The organism is Imperialibacter sp. (assembly GCF_048007035.1).
GTDB lineage: Bacteria > Bacteroidota > Bacteroidia > Cytophagales > Cyclobacteriaceae > Imperialibacter.
On the sequence record NZ_CP180355.1, the window covers coordinates 4,908,106 to 4,923,578 of the forward strand.

The window sequence follows — 15,473 nt, forward strand, 5'->3', positions numbered from 1 at the left end:
TGAAAACTTCTTAATTGTTTTTTTTAAGACAGAAAAATCATGTCAATAGTTGTCGAGAACCTGACCAAGAAATATGGAGAGCAGAAGGCAGTTAATGATATCTCCTTCAAAATTAATACCGGTGAGGTAGTTGGTTTTCTGGGGCCAAACGGAGCTGGAAAAAGCACCACCATGAAGATGATAACCTGCTACATGGCACCCACGAGTGGCGATGTCAGGCTAGACGAGTTGAGCATCCTTAATGAGCAGGAGGATATAAAGAAGAAGATAGGTTATTTGCCTGAAAACAATCCGCTTTACACCGACATGGCGATTGTAGACTACCTGCGGTTTTGCGCCGAAATACAGGGAGTGAGCAAAGCAGAAATACCCTCCAGAATAAGCGAAATGATAGACATGTGCGGCCTGGAAAGGGAGCGTCACAAGAAAATAAGTGAGCTCTCCAAAGGGTACCGCCAAAGAGTAGGGCTTGCACAGGCCATGATTCACGACCCGGAGATTTTGATACTGGATGAGCCAACCACCGGCCTCGACCCCAACCAAATTATAGAGATCAGAAAGCTGATCAAAAAGCTGGGTAAGGAGAAAACGGTGATCCTTAGCTCTCATATCCTTTCGGAAGTAGAGGCCACCTGCGACCGCATTCTGATTATTAACAGGGGCAGGATTGTGGCAGACGGCACCTCCGACACATTGAGAAGCCAGGCCGAAGGCAAAGAGCTGCTGACTGTTAAAATTGAAGCGGCTGATGCTGATGTGAAAAAGGCGCTGCTTGGGCTGGCATCAGTAGAAACTGTGGAGCCGGTCGAGGGTAAAGCCGGCTTCTTCTCGGTTCGTAGCAAACCGGAAGTTTCGTCCAGAAAAGAGGTGTTTGACCTGTGTGTATCGAAAAAATGGTACTTATTGGAAATGACAGGTCACGAAACCAAATTGGAAGACGTGTTCAGAGAGCTGACCAACTGATTTGGCTGCATTAACATTGAATTGCGGCAAGCCCGGCAAACACAATATGACATTATACCTTTGAAACCGAATATCGTTTTAATAATAACCGACAACGACTGATATGAACAAGATTTGGATCATTGCCAGAAGAGAGTTGGCCTCCTATTTCGATTCTTTGATCGCTTATGTAATGATCATTATTTTTCTGGGAATGAGCGGGTTTTTTACCTGGCTTTTCGGAAGCAATATATTTATGATCAACCAGGCCAGCTTGCAAGTTTTCTTCGGAATTTCGTTCTGGACCCTATTCTTCTTTATCCCGGCCATCACCATGAGAACCCTGGCAGAGGAAAATAAAAGTGGAACCATTGAGCTCCTTTCGACCAAGGCCGTGTCCGATTTCCAAATTGTTGTAGGTAAATTTCTCGGCTGCCTTTTGCTGGTGGCTATCGCCCTGCTGTGCACGCTGCCTTACTACATAACTGTGTCGCAACTAGGTAATGTAGATCACGGCGGCATTATCGGAGGCTACCTCGGACTCATTTTGCTGTCGGCAGCCTATATCGGTATCGGGCTATTTGCCAGCAGCACCACAAGTAATCAGATTGTAGCTTTCCTTATGGCACTTTTTATTGGAATTTTCTTTCAGATCTTATTCGATGTGCTTGGGTCCAGTTTTAGAGGTGCTGCAGGTGGAATATTCTATTACCTGAGCATGCAAACCCATTTCGATTCTATGAGCAGAGGAGTAATCGATTCTCGTGATTTGATCTACTTTGGCTCCCTTATAGCTATCTCTTTATTGCTATCCCAGGCAATGCTTTCACGTCGCAATTGGCAATCTTAAACAACTACTGACATGAAGGGAAGAAACGTAATTATTCAATTGGCTATAGTGACTGGCATTCTTGTGGTAGTCAACTTACTGTCTAGTAAACTGTACTTCAGAGGTGATTTTACCGAAGACCAGCGATACACACTCAGCACGGCCACTAAAGATATATTGGAAGATTTGCCTGAGGTGGTCACGGTGAAAGCCTATTTTTCGGAAGACTTGCCCACGCAGCTTGTGAGCACCCGTCAGGACTTTGAAGATTTGCTACTGGAATACGAGAACAGGTCGGACGGCTATCTGGTCTACGAATTTTTGAACCCAAACGAAAATGAGCAGAAGGAGCAGGAAGCGCAACAAGCCGGTGTGAACCCGGTAATGGTAAATGTGCGGGAAAAGGATCAGATGAAGCAAATGAGGGCTTACCTCGGAGCCATCATTCAGATGGGCGACCGCAAGGAGATCATTCCTTTGATACAGCCGGGAGCGGCCATGGAATATGCCCTTACTACGGCTATTAAAAAAATAGCCATAGCGGACAAACCTAAGATTGGTTTGATACAGGGGCATGGAGAGGTGCCTTTGGAGGAAATGATTGAGCTATACCAACAGCTGTCGGTGCTCTATGAGATCGAGCCTTTTGGTCTTTCTGATTCGGCCGCCGTACCTCAGTACTACAGATCGCTGGCATGGATCAATCCAAAGGATACCATTCCGCAGGCAGATTTTGCCAAGCTCGATAAGTACCTGGCCAATGGTGGTACCATGTTCGTTGCCTACAGCAACCTGAACGGTGACTTAAGCCAGGCGTATTTGTCGACTGCTAACGACATAGGCGTAAGCAGCTGGCTTTCAAGGCTGGGCATTCAAATGGGAAGGGAGTTCGTGGTGGATGCGGAGAATGCGCCGGTTTCGGTACGGCAGCAAATGGGCCAGTTTACAATGAACCGGCAAATTGCCTTTCCTTACTTTCCCATCATTAAAAACTTCTCCGACCATCCTGCATCCAAAGGACTTGAATCGGTCTTTCTGCCTTTTGCCAGCACGATTAACTTTACCAAGACTGATACCACCTTTCGTTCAACCAGCCTACTCATGACTTCCGAGCTTTCCGGCCTGGTCAGTCCGCCGACTACTGTCGACATTCAAAGGCAGTGGACGGAGAACGATTTTCAAAACAGCTCGCTGCCAGTGGCAATGGCTGTTGAAGGGCCCCTGAGTGGTACTGCATCTTCGAAAATGGTGGTGGTGTCGAATGGTCAATTTATTATCAATGGGCCGCAAGGGCAACAGCAACAGCTCAATGCCGACAATGTGAGCTTTGCTTCCAATGCCATCGACTGGCTGTCGGACGACACGGGTTTGATTGACCTTCGAACCAAGGGAGTAACGGCCAGGCCACTTGTTCAGCTGGAGGATAGCACAAAGGAGCTCTTAAAATATGGCAATGTGCTGCTTCCAATACTGCTGCTGCTCATCTATGCTTTTGTGCGGAAGCAAAGAAACAACCGCAAGCGGCAACAGTGGGCAGCCGGCAATTATTAGATTCATTGAGTAGTATTCGTTCGTAAAGCGGAAAAATCACACGAATTATGAAAAGTACATTGAAACTATTGGGTGTTCTTGGGATACTCATCGCTCTTTACTTTGTGGTTCAGTTCACAACAGACAGGGGTAGAAGTAAGTCGTTTAGGTCGGAACTGGTGAAGATTGATACTGCTGCCGTAACAAAACTGCAGATCGAAGCCAACGGTGAGCAGCTCGTGGTGGAAAAGGTGAAGAACCAGTGGAGAGTGAATACACCAGCAGGAAAGAATGTGGCCGCAACGTCTTCGAGCGTTAAAGGTATTTTGAATAGCCTGATGTCAGTCAAGCCAAGCAGGCTGGTAGCCAAAGATGAGTCGAAGTGGAAAGACTATCAGGTCGATAGTGCAGGCACGAGGGTAGAAGTTTTTGAAGGAGGCGAGAAAACACTTGACCTGGTGGTGGGGAGGTTTAATATGGAAGGGCAGCGGCAGTTCAGTACCTATGTCAGGCTGTTTGAGGAGCCGGAAGTTTACTCGGCGGCCAACTTTATGGGTGCCAGTCTTTCGACCAATTCTGCCTCTTATCGCAACCAGCAACTGGCCAGGTTTACCAGAGACAGCGTCTATCAGGTGACATTTGAGTATCCGGATTCAGCCTTCACGCTCAGTAAAACAGATGGCAAATGGTTGTTGGGCGGTCAACCTGCCGACTCAGCCAACACCGCCAAATACCTGCAGGGCATTGCCTACCTGTCCAATAGAAACTTTGCTGATGATTTTAACCCAGTTGGAAGCCCGCTGTTTAGCGTGACTTACCTTGTTAAAAGTGGTAATCCGCTTAAAGTGGAGGGCTACCTGCCCAATGGTGAGTTGGTGGTGCATTCTGACTTCAATGCAGAAGAGTACTTTAAGGATGCCAGCTTGAAGGACAAAATATTCAAAGGGTCGACGTATTTTTTGAGTAAGGAAGAGTAGGGCCGGGACCAGCCTGTCGCTACTCTGGCTTTTCGAACGGGTTGATGCACTGTTTAATACCTGAAAGGAGGGAATGCCACCAAAAAGCAAAGATGGATTTTTCCATTTCCCGGCTAGCCGATATTTCCCCTACTATTGGGGCTTCCATTTTGCCTATCCTTTTTGCTCGTGAATATGGTGTGGAGATAGGTTTTGAAGTTCTGTGCTGATGGTGCCATGGCTAATTTCCTTTGAAAAAGAATCACTGACTGCCTCAAATAGAAAAAACTCGTTTGAAAGAAGGCCTAGTTGCTTGATCTCAACCTTCATATCTGCGCCTTCGCCACTCCCATTTAGTCGAATGACTTCACTGCTGTCTCTTCCGTTGACAAGAGTTGCTCTAATGACAAGCGAGTCCAGCGTAAGTTGGCCGACGACAATTTCATTTTTGAAAATGAGACCAATTAAAGACATCCCTTGGACAGAAATTTGAGCGGCTAAAATACTGGGGGTCAGTAAATTGTCCTTGATGAGGAACGGCTGAGGTTGAAGGGAGTCTCTCGGAGATATTGTTAATCTCTGAATCGTAACTCCAGGCGGTAAAATAGATGCTTTGAGGCTTTGGTATTCAATAGCGTAGTTATGCTCTGTTAGCTGAGCAAAATGAGTGTTTAATTTTTCAGCAAGGAAGCTACTGCCATAAAATTGCACCAAAATGATCACAGTCAACAATATGGCTGCACCAATGGCAGTAATCTTCAGCGTTATCTCCATAAAGGAGCTTGATATCGACAATAGATTGTTGGGGGTAAGGAATATCTTGATAGTTTAGGAGGGTAAAACGGTAAGTATCCAATTCATTGAATATACTAAAGATAGCCTTTTCGGCGCTATTGATGATAACTTCACTTTTCACCAGCTTTCAATTGGTGAGGCGGGATGACTGGTATTTTCGCATTTTCGATTTTCCGCACGTTCAGCTAACTGTCTTGAATTTGGTTTTTTTGACTGGCCATCTTGTTCTGACGAACTACGGAAACTGGATAGACGTGAGCATTGGGGCGGTTGGCTTAATTACCGTTTTTTACCAGCTGGCGATCATTTATCCGTATACGCCAGCAAGTAGCAAACAGGTGCAAGATACCGACCCCGCTATTCCGTCAACATCGATTTCGGTGCTGGAGGCCAATGTATTAATGTATAACTCCAACTATGAGGGGCTTGTTAGTTTGGTTAAAAATTATCGGCCTGATATTGTTGTTACGCTCGAAACCGACGAGAAATGGAAAAATGGGCTGAAGGAGCTAGAGTCTCTTTATAAACAGCACATCCTTCTTCCGCTGGACAATACGTATGGTATCTGTTTTTATAGCAATGTGGCGTTTAAGGATGCAGATATTAAACACCATATAAGCGAAGAGGTACCATCTATTGAAATGACGCTTGATCTTGAGGGAGGCCAGGAAGTAAAGCTATTTATCGTTCATCCGGAACCGCCAAGCCCGACTGAAAAGGACCTGTCGACGCCCAGGGATGCGGAATTGGTTTTGGTGGGCAGAATGGCAAAGGATTGTCCGCTGCCGGTGATTATTACGGGTGATCTGAATGATGTTGCCTGGTCGCATACGTCACGTCTGTTTCAGCGCATCGGGGGCTTGCTTGATCCCAGGGTAGGGCGGGGCTTTTTCAACACCTTTCATGCCAAATACTCTCTCTTTCGCTGGCCTTTAGATCATGTGTTCGTATCCCGCCATTTCACTGTTGACAAGATTCAGCGACCACCAGCCTTCGGTTCGGATCATTTTCCTATTTTGATTCAACTGAGCATACCTTTGCACGCACCCGATAACGAGGCTGCCCCGGTGGCCAGTAAAGAAGATAAAAAGGAGGCTAGACAGACGGTGGCGGCAGCAAAAGCCGACGAAAACTGAAAGCCATAATGTCTAGTTGGCACCACTCATGCCAGATGGTACTGCATCCTGCTGATGCACGCCCTTGTATTTCACCTGCCTTGTGTAGGTATCAATAGTGTCTTTGGAGGCTTGATCGATGTGGTAGTACTCATAAGTCACGTCTACGTCCAATTCATATTTTCGTGCGGATTTTTTTGTCCCTTTGATGGAACCCTCTTTCAAAGCAACATCCGACGTGTACCCGCAGTAGCAATAGTAAAGAAAGAGCGTTTTCAAATTCTTTAGCTCGTCACCAGTGTATTCAAAGCTTTCTCCCGGATTTTCCAACTCGACGAAGAAATCTTCCGAGTATTCATCGTCAGCAATAGATTTGTCGTCTTCTCTGACGTAATGACGATGGAAAACGACGTTGTCACCTGAGAATGCATAGGGGAACTCACCAGTGAGTTTGGCATCAACGAAGAAGTCAAGGCTCTCTTCTGCTGGATTGATGCCTTCTTCTTGTCCGCACCCAGAGAACATGAAAACATAGAGAATTACTAACACACTAAAAGCACGCATAAGTCTGTTTTTTTATTAAAGACATCACAATGGCGGACTTAGTTGGAAAGAATCAAGTCAATACCTCCAAAATAGCCGATCCCAGACTGTCTTGAACAGCCGAAATGGCTCTTTGCCGAGGTTGTTGGTTTTCGTTTGAAGGAAATCCTCTATTTCCGGTATGTTGGTGATGAAAAGTGGCGACAATTCAACGACTCTTCTATCTTCTGTGTAAAGCAAAAGACCGAACTTAGCCAGGAAGTTTAACGGAACTACTTGCTTTTTGAATCCTTTCAGTTGACTGTAGTTGAACGCTTTCTCTTTGCCCCAGAACGGATACTTTATGGTAACCTTTTCCTCGTCAAGAGTGATTTTCGCCAAAATCGGATAGAGTGACGTGAAAACCTGATAGTTGCCCAATAGTATAACGAAAAGAATGGCAAGTGTCATGCCAGTGGAAGTATAGTCTTTTGCCAGTGATACCATAAAGCTCATCGCTACGATCACCAACGGCGCCATCAGGAGAATCATTTTCATCCAAATGACTTTGAAAGTGTCTCGCTTTACATCCATTACCATTTAAGTTTTTCTCTTATAAATGAGGTCAGACTTCCTGCCATCTTTTTGTTGTCAGCCACCCTGGGGTGCCCTCCCTTTTCGATGAAGGGAAAGAAATGAGTATAGATCAACGAGTCACCCAAACCATCCACAGCCTCCTGCACATAGCCAGGCCATGCTGAGCCCTCTTTGGTTGCATCCATGCTGCCCAGCGCACAGATAATCGGGGTGTCGGGGTACACATTTCTGACCATGCTGATAAACTCCTGATAAGAGGCGATGATTTCCTCTTCGCCTGGTGCGGCTTCTCCCAGCCGGAGACTAAACGACGGCTGCTCGGGCATATTGACTAGCCAGGAGTCATTTTGGAAGAGGTTCACCACAACAAGGTCGGGCGTTATGTGGGAAAAGTCCCATCTGCTAGCGGAGTCCCTCGGATTGAGCCGGGGAAAAACCTCAGGCATGATGATGGTTGGATCCCAGCTGATCATGACACCAATGCCGCTGCGGCAGGTGCAAACATAGTCAGCATTGAAATTCCGTGCCGTTATGGCTCCGTAGGTAGGGTAATTGTTTGTGTAAACGCTGTCGGGCGAATCACCACCTGTGAGATCTTCGATGGCGTAGCCAGCAGTGATGGAGTTGCCAATGAACTCAATCGTTCTTGAATTTTCAGGAGTCGGTAGCAACTCGCCTGTAACTTCAAACCCGTGAATGGTGGTACTTCCCTTGTCCCATTCATTTCTTTTTATGAGCGAAATAGTGTGTTCTCCCTCTTCCAGGTCTTTGGCAAGCGTATACCACTTTGTTGCGCTGTCTAGCCTGATATACCTGATACTGTCTTTGTCGATGACAATATTAAAGTAGTTATCACCTCCCTCGTCTGCAAGTTCAACTCTCAGGCCCGTGCCGTTAATAGTCAATGTTGCCTCCGAGCCCGACCAGAATAAAACAGGTGCCTTGGGGTTTCCAAAATCGATTCGGCCAGTGTAGTTGATTTGCTGATTGTCGGCCTCTATCTTAAGTTTTTCCAGCTGAGAGCAACCCGCTAACATAGAAATTATCAACAGGAGAGGTAGGACTAGGTGGTTTTTCATCGCATGCTTTTTAACTCAATGAAGAAGACAGGGAGGGCATTGCTTCCAAGCCCATATATTTACCCATGGCATGTCACTAAAATGCCAGTATAAACTTCTAAAAATATTGGCAGATAAAATAATCGATTTTGCCATAAGCAAAGCGTTTCCATCCTGGGCTATTTCTTAAACAAAAAATATACTGCTGCTACCAGGCAGGCAAACCCGGCCAGGTGGTTCCACCGAAGCGCCTCTGTTTTGAAAACAAGCAAGGTAAAGACCGTAAACACAATAAGTGTGATCACCTCCTGAATGACTTTGAGCTGCATGAGCGAAAAAGGGCCTCCGTTCTCCCGGAAGCCGATGCGGTTGGCAGGTACCTGAAACATGTACTCAAACAAGGCGATGCCCCAGCTAATAAGTACAATAGCAACCAAGCCGAGGCTTTCGAACCACTTCAGTTCCTTGAATTTGAGGTGGCCATACCAGGCAAGTGTCATGAATACGTTGGAAGTAATGAGCAGAAGGATGGTGTAAACCGCTTTCATACGTGAAGATTAAGCGGTAAATATACTGAAAGGGCTAATTCAATATAACGATGGATGCATTTAGCAAGGCTGCAAACGAAACCCAAATAAGATAGGGAACCAGTAGCCATGCAGCAGCTTTACTAATGAGGTAAAACCGATTGATAGAAAGCAGGATGGCAACCCATAGCACCACAATTTCAACTAGTGCAGCAGTAGGGTTTCTCAGACCAAAAAACAGGACAGACCAGAGGCTGTTTAGCACCAACTGCCCCACGAACAGACCCAATGCCAGTTTTACTCCGATCGACTCTTTTGCCCTGGACCAAACAATACCTGCGGCCACTCCCATCATTGCGTAAAGCAGCGTCCACACAGGGGCAAACAACCAGTTGGGCGGATTAAAAGGCGGCTTGTTTAAGGTAGTGTACCAGGTAGATACCGATGATGAGGTTGCAATACCAGACAGTCCGCCTACCGCCAAACAAACTATCACTGAAACTGCGACCCTGATAATAATTGTTTTGTTACTAGCCATCTTGTTATAACCCTCAATTGGCCAATAAGTTTGGTAATCTATTTTTTGTAAGGTACCAGGTCCGATTTAATGGTCACTTCAATTTCCTCGGCTATATTTTGAAACACGATCTGAGGAATTTCGATGTCATGATCCACTAATTTGACCATGAAAACTGACTCAAGACGAACGACGCTTCCTTCTACGAAGAGTTTTGCTGGTAATGATCTTTCTTGCGGCACACCATGTATGTCTAGTACGCCCTTGGCGGTCACTTCATAAACGCCATTTTTGGTAAAATTAGAATTGCCAACGATCGATCCTTTGAAAGTGCCATAGGGATGCTTTTCACTCTCCATATAATTTTCGTTGAAGTGCTCTTTCATCAGGTCTTTGGCAAACTCGAACGTTTTGATGGGCACCCTGAAGGAAAAGGTTTTGTCGGCTACATTGACCAAGCCCTGAGCTGAAGTAGTGGTCGCTGTGATGTCTTCTATCAATGCGTCGGAGAAGAAGCGGACGTTGGAGCTTTCCAGCATATAAATCTGAGCTCTGGCAGTTCCTGCATATACGAAAAGAGCGAGGAGCACTACAAAGGTTAATTTCGGTGTCTTTTTCATTCCATTCTCGATTTCTTGGACAGTGTAAACTCTCTCGTGACATTAAACCCAAAATGTATGCCACCATTGCCCCATGCGTCGGTGTTTTCGGCAATGAATCCTTTTTCCATCATAGCCAAAGAGTTGGTGAGGTGCAGTTGGAAGACGTGGCCACCTGTTTCGATGTCGAAACCGATAGAGAAGGAGTCGTTGTAGTTGGCTACGTTAGGGGCTTTTTTATCGGCGACCCTCAGAATGTATTCACCATTTAAGGCCGTTCTGCGGGAGAGTTTGATCCTTCCCCCAAAGCCGACAGCAGGTATATCATTTACGTCGGTGGTACCCTCTACCAGATTGAAGTGCACCCAGGTAGGCACGACCTCAAATGAGAACCTGTCGCTGAATTTGCGGGCCAGCACAAGCTGATGCACAAAGGCGATGCGTGAGCTAAAGTAATTGGTGCGGTCGGGAAACTCCCACTTCAAACCATTTACCGACATATTGCTGACCCAAACGGCGCTAAGGGGCATTACTTTTTTGCCCGTCGACTGGCGGAGGATGGCTGCCTTCACAAAGCCATCGTAAGTCTTCTCGTAGGTTGACCGCCCCACGCCAACCATGAGCCATTTGGTCAGTCCAAAGTCGAAACCAAACCGAACCGACGACTGGTCGAGGCCCCACAGGTTGTAGGCACCCCCATTGAGTGGGCCAAAACGATGCGAGATCCTGAATTCCATGGCTCCGGGGGCTACTCTTTCGGGTGAATGAAGGTTGATGACCCTGGAGGATTTGAAAGTGGCCGTGGTATAGTCGATGGTTTCGCTCTCTATCGAGTTGAGCAAGTCATCCAGGTCTTGTGCAAGTGATGGTGCAATGGCAAAGGCAACCAAAAGGATAAAAATTGAAAGTCTCTTCATGGTTCGGTGTTAATTATTGAGGGTTCCTTCTGCAATCCATTGCTCTATCAGGCTGATTTGGCAGGCGGAAAGCTTGCTGCTCCCCCGAGGCATTTGGGGGTAACCGGATTGGTGCTTGATGGTGCCCAGCAGACTGCCATTGTCGGCTCTTACTTTCACATTTTGATAGGAATCAAGCCTGACTCCCCCGCCTAGATTTGAGGATGCACTTGCCGAGTGGCAAGAGAGACAACGTGCTGAAAGTATCGGTTGGATGGAAGCCGAATAAGTAATTGCCGTTGATCCATCGCAGTTGGTGCCACCTCCTGTTTCCTCGGGATAGAGGTCTTGTTCATTGTCCCACTTGCACGAGGCCAGGGCAATACAAAGAAGCACTGGTAAAAACAGTTTTTGCATATAACGCTTTTTGGTTGAAGGGTTGGCTGACGGTTTATTTACAAATAAGTAACATTCATACGACTTACTTATATGAGATACGAAGTAAATATGGAAATGGTGGCTTCGGGGTAGCTACCACTTTTTTAAGCTGGTAGATGTTTAGGGTAAGAGCTACTGTTTTCGTCTATAGAAAATGCTTGCTACCAAGGGCCAGCTAATCTTTCACTTCCTCTCCTCCAATCCAAACACCTGAAATACTCTTGCTGTTCTTAATATCTTCCAGTGGATTGGCGTCCAGCGCCACAAAATCTGCCCAGTAGCTAGGCACAAGCTGGCCAACATCTTTGAGATCGAGGCACTTAGCAGCGTCGCTGGTGGCAGACACAATGACCTGCATTGGGCTTAGCCCGGCATCAGCCATCATAGCCATTTCCAGGTGTTCGAAGTAGCCCATAAAGCGGGTAGGGATGCCACTGTCGGTGCCAAAGGCAATGGTGACGCCGTTGTCGGAAAGCGTTTTCAAGTTGGCCATGGCAGTTGGTAACTGTTGCTTGTAGGTTTGGGCGCTTTTGCTGTTTTTGATCTGCTGTTGTCTGGCCGGGTCAAGCAGCGGCTGAACCGTAGCCTCACTAAACTCTTTCTGAAAGAAAGGGTCTGAAAAGAAGAAAGTCGTGTCCTCATAAACATAGGTTGAAAGCTCCCTGGTTAGTGTTGGGCAGTAGCAAACTTCGTTTTCTTTGAGCAGGCCGATAAGCTCATCGTCCACCGGGAGATCACGGACACTGTGAGCGAGGAAGTCGGAGCCAGCTGCCAATAGTTTTTTGGCGTCGTCGAGGTAGTACATATGAGTGGCTATTTTATAGCCAAGCTCATGAGAGCGGTTGATCACAGCCTTGTAGATATCTTCTGACATTTTAGTGCTGCTGCCCAGGTTGTCGTCCACCCTGATTTTCATAAAGTCTACCCCCATGTCATCATTTTGATCAACTACGGCAACAGCCTCCGCTGGCGTATTGCCGGAAATCACCTCGCCTGCCATGTAAAAACGGGCTCTTTGCCTGGCCGTCGTATCTGTGACTGCCCGGAGTGATACTGCTTCTTCTTTATCAGCCCCAAGACTAACCACCGTGGTGACGCCATATCTGGCAAAAAGGCTCAGGTTGTCGATCACATTTTGCTTTGAATAGTGTCCTCCTTCAATACCTTTTACATCACCAACGTGGCCATGTGCATTGATAAGACCCGGGATGATGGTCTTGCCCGAAAGGTCTTTCACTGTGGTGTTGTCGGGCAAAGTCACCTCATTCTCTGTCCCCATCGTCACAATGCGGCCATCTGCCACCAGCAGCACACCATTTTGGATAGGAGCGGCGCCAGTTCCATCAATAATGGTGGCTCCAGTGAAGGCTGTGTAAACTTTGTTATCGGTTTGCTGCGGCGCTGAGCAGGAAATAAAGCCCATGAGAGCAAGAATAAGGCAGTGACGAGTTTTCATATAATAAAGGTAATGAATTTCGGAGCCGACCACAGCAGGCTGGCCTATTCTGCTGATGGTGCTATATCTCTATGATGGATTCTTCAAAAGTTTCGGGGTCGATAGCCTTGTTTTTAAGTCGTGTTTTGTACGTGTAAATGGTATTGATCGAGTAGTTCAATAGCCTGGCTATCTGATTATTGTCATTGATCCCTAGTCGCATAAGAGCGTATATGCGGATTTCAGGTGTGAGTAACTTCATATTCGAATCCAACTGCTCATCTTTTTTCAGCAGGCCATTCAGCTTCTCAATAAAATCAGGAAAGAGGTTGAGAAACATATCATCGAAATTCTTGTAAAGCAGCTCCCGCTCTTTGAAGGAATTAATGTTGTCGGTGATTTCTGAGAGGTCGTCAAACTTTCGTTGACTCAGTTTTCGATTGATGGATGTCACCAGTTTTTCAGTTTTGAACAGGTGCTCCGAAATCAGGTTGAAAAACTGTCCAATATAGGCCTCTTTGATTTTGTTGGATTCTTCCAGTTTGTGATTGGTATTGAAAAGTGACTCGTTGGCAGCGTCGAGGTTCCGCTTTGATATCCGGAGTTTGCTGAGCTGTCTGAAAATGATAAACAAGAAAAGCCCCAGCACAATCACCAACAGTGTGATAATGTAGGAGTATTTGATGACCCTTGTGTTTCGGCTTTCCAACTCCTGGTACTGCTTTCCCTCGATAATTGGAAGTATGTCTGACACTTCCACTTTTCGAAGCCGGGAAGAGTAGAAGTTGGCATCATCAAGGGCTTGCTTGATAAACAGGGATGACCGACGCAAGTCGCCCTTCCTGAAAAGGCTTTCTGCAAGTTCCCGCATAGAGACGTTCTCCTTTACAGCACCTCTTATGTCATTTATGGCAGACAGCGCTTTGTAGTAAATGGCTTTTTCCGGGAATTTTTCATCAAAGACAACTCCCATATCATACGATCTCATGGCTAACTGATGGTGAGTCAACTTAAAATTTTTGACCATTGAGAGGTAGACTCTTTCTGTTTCTTCGAAGTCGCCGTCCGCCTGACTGATCTGGATGCGAATAAAATGAGAGCGAAGGGAGGACTGCGAATGAAGCGCCAATTCCCTGTTCATATAGTCTCTGCTTCTTTGCTGGTAGATTTTGGCGTAATAAAAATCCTTTACGAAGTAGGCCATAAAATCGTAGAGCCTTGTGGTGACGGAATAGAACTCACTTCGGATGCTATCGGGAACGTTGGTGAGGTCTACCGCCTCCAGGGTGTCGGCAGCCTCCTTCAGCAGTCCGCCCGACTCCAGCACAAAAGCTGTTTTGATGCGAGCGGTTTGAATACATTCAAAAGATCCGATTTGATGGGCGAGGTCAGAGAGCTTGAGTGAATAAAAAAATGCGGAATCGTATTGAAACGACTTGTATTGATCCACTATGTGCCAGCATGCATTGTACTTATCTGTGAGGCTGGTTGATTTACTGAGAGAGGACTTATACGCATCTAAGGTGGCTAACTTCTTTTGTATGTAGGTTTCCTTTTCCGCAATTTCTACCTCAAGCACTGTTAAAATACTATCGGTATTCAAAAGAGTAACCTCTTGAGGGAAAGCAAAATATGGAACTAAAAGGGCAATTAAGAGGTACTTTTTCATTGAGTTAACCCGGCATAAAAGGCGGTTGAATTTCCCGATCGGTGAGTGCTTGTTTTGGGGTTAAGGCCATAACAACACCAGCTCCTGACAAGATATTTCTCCTCCTTTAGAAAATTAACTCATTTTAAGCTTTTTTCAGCACAAAAAAAGACCGGAGACATAAAACCCCCGGTCAACCCTACAAACCTCTCGGGTGCTTTCCCGAAATGATGCGGAATGATACTTTGTAATTGGCCGTTGCGACGAAGCAACAGAAAAATGTTTTGTGGCCTAGCTGGCCATTTTCGGCATTCTTTCTATTTGAGATTTATCGGAAACAGTATAATTAATCAATATCGTTTTGTCTGAACACTGGAGAATGGCATCATCTTTTAAAATTGCTTCGCTGATGAACCTGGTTGCCCCTATAATTACCTGAGAGCCTCCTTCTACCGAGATGAACTTCACTTCCTTGCAATTGAGCTTACTGAAGTCCAGGCGGCAATTGCCGGATGCGTTTTTTACTGTGAGTTTCCGGCAGATGCCGTTAAATGAAACGGCACCAGTGCCTGCTATATCAAATTCGACAGCACCCTTTGGGTTGTAAATCATGCCAGCCAAATCAAACTGACCGTTAGCGATGAATTCTACGTCGCCAAAATTTCCTATGAGAAGGTCGCTGCTTTTGCTGTCACCTTCGAACTTCATTGTTCTGCTGTTTGAGTAGGGTTGTATCATAATGTATCAGTTTACCGGTGCTGGAGTGGGCAGTAAAGTCAAAGGAGTCAGTGAGCTTCGATGACTCAACGTATTGAAATCTACTGCACACCCTTGAGCATTATGAAATTACCGAAGCAGGAGGGAAAGAGGAAAAAGTGATTGAGGAATATAGAAATATTTAGCATTTCAATGTTTTAAAGTGTTGATTATGAGTGAAATAATATATTTTTTACTGGGGTCGTGTATAGATTAAATATAGCGAAGTAAGTGAAGGTTTGGGAGGATGTATGCAGAGGGGGCAACGTGGGAGGAGAGTTTAGCAGTGTTCTGCTTTTAGCCTCCGGCAATG

At 46.0% G+C, this 15,473-nt stretch carries 17 protein-coding genes; 5 read left to right on the forward strand and 12 right to left on the reverse strand.

The window, feature by feature from the left end; translation table 11 throughout:
• Nucleotides 1–39 precede the first annotated feature (39 nt).
• The 4 genes from ACMVP2_RS21285 (at nt 40) to ACMVP2_RS21300 (ending at nt 4,278) form a co-directional block, all read left to right on the forward strand.
• Nucleotides 40–963 carry an ATP-binding cassette domain-containing protein gene (locus tag ACMVP2_RS21285; protein ID WP_416865022.1) on the forward strand — a complete coding sequence of 308 codons (924 nt, stop codon included), beginning with the start codon at nt 40–42 and terminating at the stop codon, nt 961–963.
• A gap of 103 nt (nt 964–1,066) precedes the next feature.
• Nucleotides 1,067–1,792, forward strand: coding sequence for an ABC transporter permease (locus ACMVP2_RS21290; protein WP_339791710.1), 726 nt, complete (start codon nt 1,067–1,069; stop codon nt 1,790–1,792).
• 12 nt (nt 1,793–1,804) lie between these two features.
• A complete protein-coding gene (locus ACMVP2_RS21295; RefSeq protein ID WP_416865023.1) occupies nt 1,805–3,322 on the forward strand; it encodes a GldG family protein in 1,518 nt (505 codons plus the stop codon).
• Nucleotides 3,323–3,369: 47 nt separating this feature from the next.
• On the forward strand, nt 3,370–4,278 hold the full coding sequence (locus ACMVP2_RS21300) for a DUF4340 domain-containing protein (RefSeq protein WP_416865024.1): 909 nt from the start codon (nt 3,370–3,372) through the stop codon (nt 4,276–4,278).
• A gap of 153 nt (nt 4,279–4,431) precedes the next feature.
• Here the strand turns inward: ACMVP2_RS21300 and ACMVP2_RS21305 are convergent, their stop codons facing one another.
• Nucleotides 4,432–5,031 carry a hypothetical protein gene (locus ACMVP2_RS21305; RefSeq protein ID WP_416865025.1) on the reverse strand — a complete coding sequence of 200 codons (600 nt, stop codon included), beginning with the start codon at nt 5,029–5,031 and terminating at the stop codon, nt 4,432–4,434.
• A gap of 122 nt (nt 5,032–5,153) precedes the next feature.
• On the opposite strand from ACMVP2_RS21305, the gene ACMVP2_RS21310 reads away from it, so the two are divergent.
• Nucleotides 5,154–6,188 carry an endonuclease/exonuclease/phosphatase family protein gene (locus tag ACMVP2_RS21310; RefSeq protein WP_416865026.1) on the forward strand — a complete coding sequence of 345 codons (1,035 nt, stop codon included), beginning with the start codon at nt 5,154–5,156 and terminating at the stop codon, nt 6,186–6,188.
• Nucleotides 6,189–6,200: 12 nt separating this feature from the next.
• Here the strand turns inward: ACMVP2_RS21310 and ACMVP2_RS21315 are convergent, their stop codons facing one another.
• The 11 genes from ACMVP2_RS21315 to ACMVP2_RS21365 all read right to left on the reverse strand — a co-directional run bounded on the left by ACMVP2_RS21315 (nt 6,201) and on the right by ACMVP2_RS21365 (nt 15,142).
• Nucleotides 6,201–6,731, reverse strand: a complete 531-nt coding sequence (locus tag ACMVP2_RS21315) for a hypothetical protein (protein WP_416865027.1) — start codon at nt 6,729–6,731, stop codon at nt 6,201–6,203.
• Nucleotides 6,732–6,788: 57 nt separating this feature from the next.
• Nucleotides 6,789–7,283, reverse strand: coding sequence for a hypothetical protein (locus tag ACMVP2_RS21320; RefSeq protein WP_339793528.1), 495 nt, complete (start codon nt 7,281–7,283; stop codon nt 6,789–6,791).
• Nucleotides 7,283–8,365: an SGNH/GDSL hydrolase family protein gene (locus tag ACMVP2_RS21325; RefSeq protein WP_416865028.1), complete on the reverse strand. Its 1,083-nt coding sequence runs from the start codon at nt 8,363–8,365 to the stop codon at nt 7,283–7,285. Before ACMVP2_RS21325 ends, ACMVP2_RS21320 begins: the two co-directional genes overlap by 1 nt.
• A 158-nt stretch (nt 8,366–8,523) precedes the next feature.
• Nucleotides 8,524–8,892 (reverse strand): DMT family protein, encoded by a 369-nt coding sequence (locus ACMVP2_RS21330; protein WP_416865029.1) that lies wholly within the window; start codon nt 8,890–8,892, stop codon nt 8,524–8,526.
• Nucleotides 8,893–8,926: 34 nt separating this feature from the next.
• Nucleotides 8,927–9,409, reverse strand: a complete 483-nt coding sequence (locus tag ACMVP2_RS21335) for a TspO/MBR family protein (RefSeq protein WP_416865030.1) — start codon at nt 9,407–9,409, stop codon at nt 8,927–8,929.
• A gap of 38 nt (nt 9,410–9,447) precedes the next feature.
• Nucleotides 9,448–10,008 carry a YceI family protein gene (locus tag ACMVP2_RS21340; RefSeq protein WP_416865031.1) on the reverse strand — a complete coding sequence of 187 codons (561 nt, stop codon included), beginning with the start codon at nt 10,006–10,008 and terminating at the stop codon, nt 9,448–9,450.
• Nucleotides 10,005–10,904, reverse strand: coding sequence for a DUF5777 family beta-barrel protein (locus ACMVP2_RS21345; RefSeq protein ID WP_416865032.1), 900 nt, complete (start codon nt 10,902–10,904; stop codon nt 10,005–10,007). The genes ACMVP2_RS21340 and ACMVP2_RS21345 overlap by 4 nt, the downstream gene beginning before the upstream one ends.
• Before the next feature lie 9 nt (nt 10,905–10,913).
• Entirely contained in the window at nt 10,914–11,300 is a 387-nt protein-coding gene (locus tag ACMVP2_RS21350; RefSeq protein ID WP_416865033.1) for a hypothetical protein, read from the reverse strand.
• 196 nt (nt 11,301–11,496) lie between these two features.
• The gene (locus tag ACMVP2_RS21355; RefSeq protein WP_416865034.1) at nt 11,497–12,777 is read right to left on the reverse strand and encodes an amidohydrolase family protein; all 1,281 of its coding nucleotides are present in this window, start codon (nt 12,775–12,777) and stop codon (nt 11,497–11,499) included.
• Between the two features lie 61 nt (nt 12,778–12,838).
• Complete coding sequence (locus tag ACMVP2_RS21360; RefSeq protein WP_416865035.1) at nt 12,839–14,425, reverse strand: DUF6377 domain-containing protein; 1,587 nt, start codon at nt 14,423–14,425, stop codon at nt 12,839–12,841.
• A 270-nt stretch (nt 14,426–14,695) separates the two neighbouring features.
• Nucleotides 14,696–15,142, reverse strand: coding sequence for a hypothetical protein (locus tag ACMVP2_RS21365; protein WP_339793510.1), 447 nt, complete (start codon nt 15,140–15,142; stop codon nt 14,696–14,698).
• Nucleotides 15,143–15,473: the final 331 nt, after the last annotated feature.

Excerpts from the sequence above, each read along its gene's own strand:
- ACMVP2_RS21295 (WP_416865023.1), top strand. The coding sequence starts at position 1,805 with ATGAAGGGAAGAAACGTAATTATTCAATTGGCTATAGTGACTGGCATT.
- ACMVP2_RS21285 (WP_416865022.1), top strand. The coding sequence starts at position 40 with ATGTCAATAGTTGTCGAGAACCTGACCAAGAAATATGGAGAGCAGAAG.
- ACMVP2_RS21345 (WP_416865032.1), bottom strand. The coding sequence starts at position 10,904 with ATGAAGAGACTTTCAATTTTTATCCTTTTGGTTGCCTTTGCCATTGCA.
- ACMVP2_RS21310 (WP_416865026.1), top strand. The coding sequence starts at position 5,154 with ATGATAACTTCACTTTTCACCAGCTTTCAATTGGTGAGGCGGGATGAC.
- ACMVP2_RS21320 (WP_339793528.1), bottom strand. The coding sequence starts at position 7,283 with ATGGATGTAAAGCGAGACACTTTCAAAGTCATTTGGATGAAAATGATT.
- ACMVP2_RS21360 (WP_416865035.1), bottom strand. The coding sequence starts at position 14,425 with ATGAAAAAGTACCTCTTAATTGCCCTTTTAGTTCCATATTTTGCTTTC.
- ACMVP2_RS21350 (WP_416865033.1), bottom strand. The coding sequence starts at position 11,300 with ATGCAAAAACTGTTTTTACCAGTGCTTCTTTGTATTGCCCTGGCCTCG.
- ACMVP2_RS21290 (WP_339791710.1), top strand. The coding sequence starts at position 1,067 with ATGAACAAGATTTGGATCATTGCCAGAAGAGAGTTGGCCTCCTATTTC.
- ACMVP2_RS21355 (WP_416865034.1), bottom strand. The coding sequence starts at position 12,777 with ATGAAAACTCGTCACTGCCTTATTCTTGCTCTCATGGGCTTTATTTCC.
- ACMVP2_RS21340 (WP_416865031.1), bottom strand. The coding sequence starts at position 10,008 with ATGAAAAAGACACCGAAATTAACCTTTGTAGTGCTCCTCGCTCTTTTC.
- ACMVP2_RS21330 (WP_416865029.1), bottom strand. The coding sequence starts at position 8,892 with ATGAAAGCGGTTTACACCATCCTTCTGCTCATTACTTCCAACGTATTC.
- ACMVP2_RS21305 (WP_416865025.1), bottom strand. The coding sequence starts at position 5,031 with ATGGAGATAACGCTGAAGATTACTGCCATTGGTGCAGCCATATTGTTG.
- ACMVP2_RS21335 (WP_416865030.1), bottom strand. The coding sequence starts at position 9,409 with ATGGCTAGTAACAAAACAATTATTATCAGGGTCGCAGTTTCAGTGATA.
- ACMVP2_RS21315 (WP_416865027.1), bottom strand. The coding sequence starts at position 6,731 with ATGCGTGCTTTTAGTGTGTTAGTAATTCTCTATGTTTTCATGTTCTCT.
- ACMVP2_RS21300 (WP_416865024.1), top strand. The coding sequence starts at position 3,370 with ATGAAAAGTACATTGAAACTATTGGGTGTTCTTGGGATACTCATCGCT.
- ACMVP2_RS21325 (WP_416865028.1), bottom strand. The coding sequence starts at position 8,365 with ATGAAAAACCACCTAGTCCTACCTCTCCTGTTGATAATTTCTATGTTA.
- ACMVP2_RS21365 (WP_339793510.1), bottom strand. The coding sequence starts at position 15,142 with ATGATACAACCCTACTCAAACAGCAGAACAATGAAGTTCGAAGGTGAC.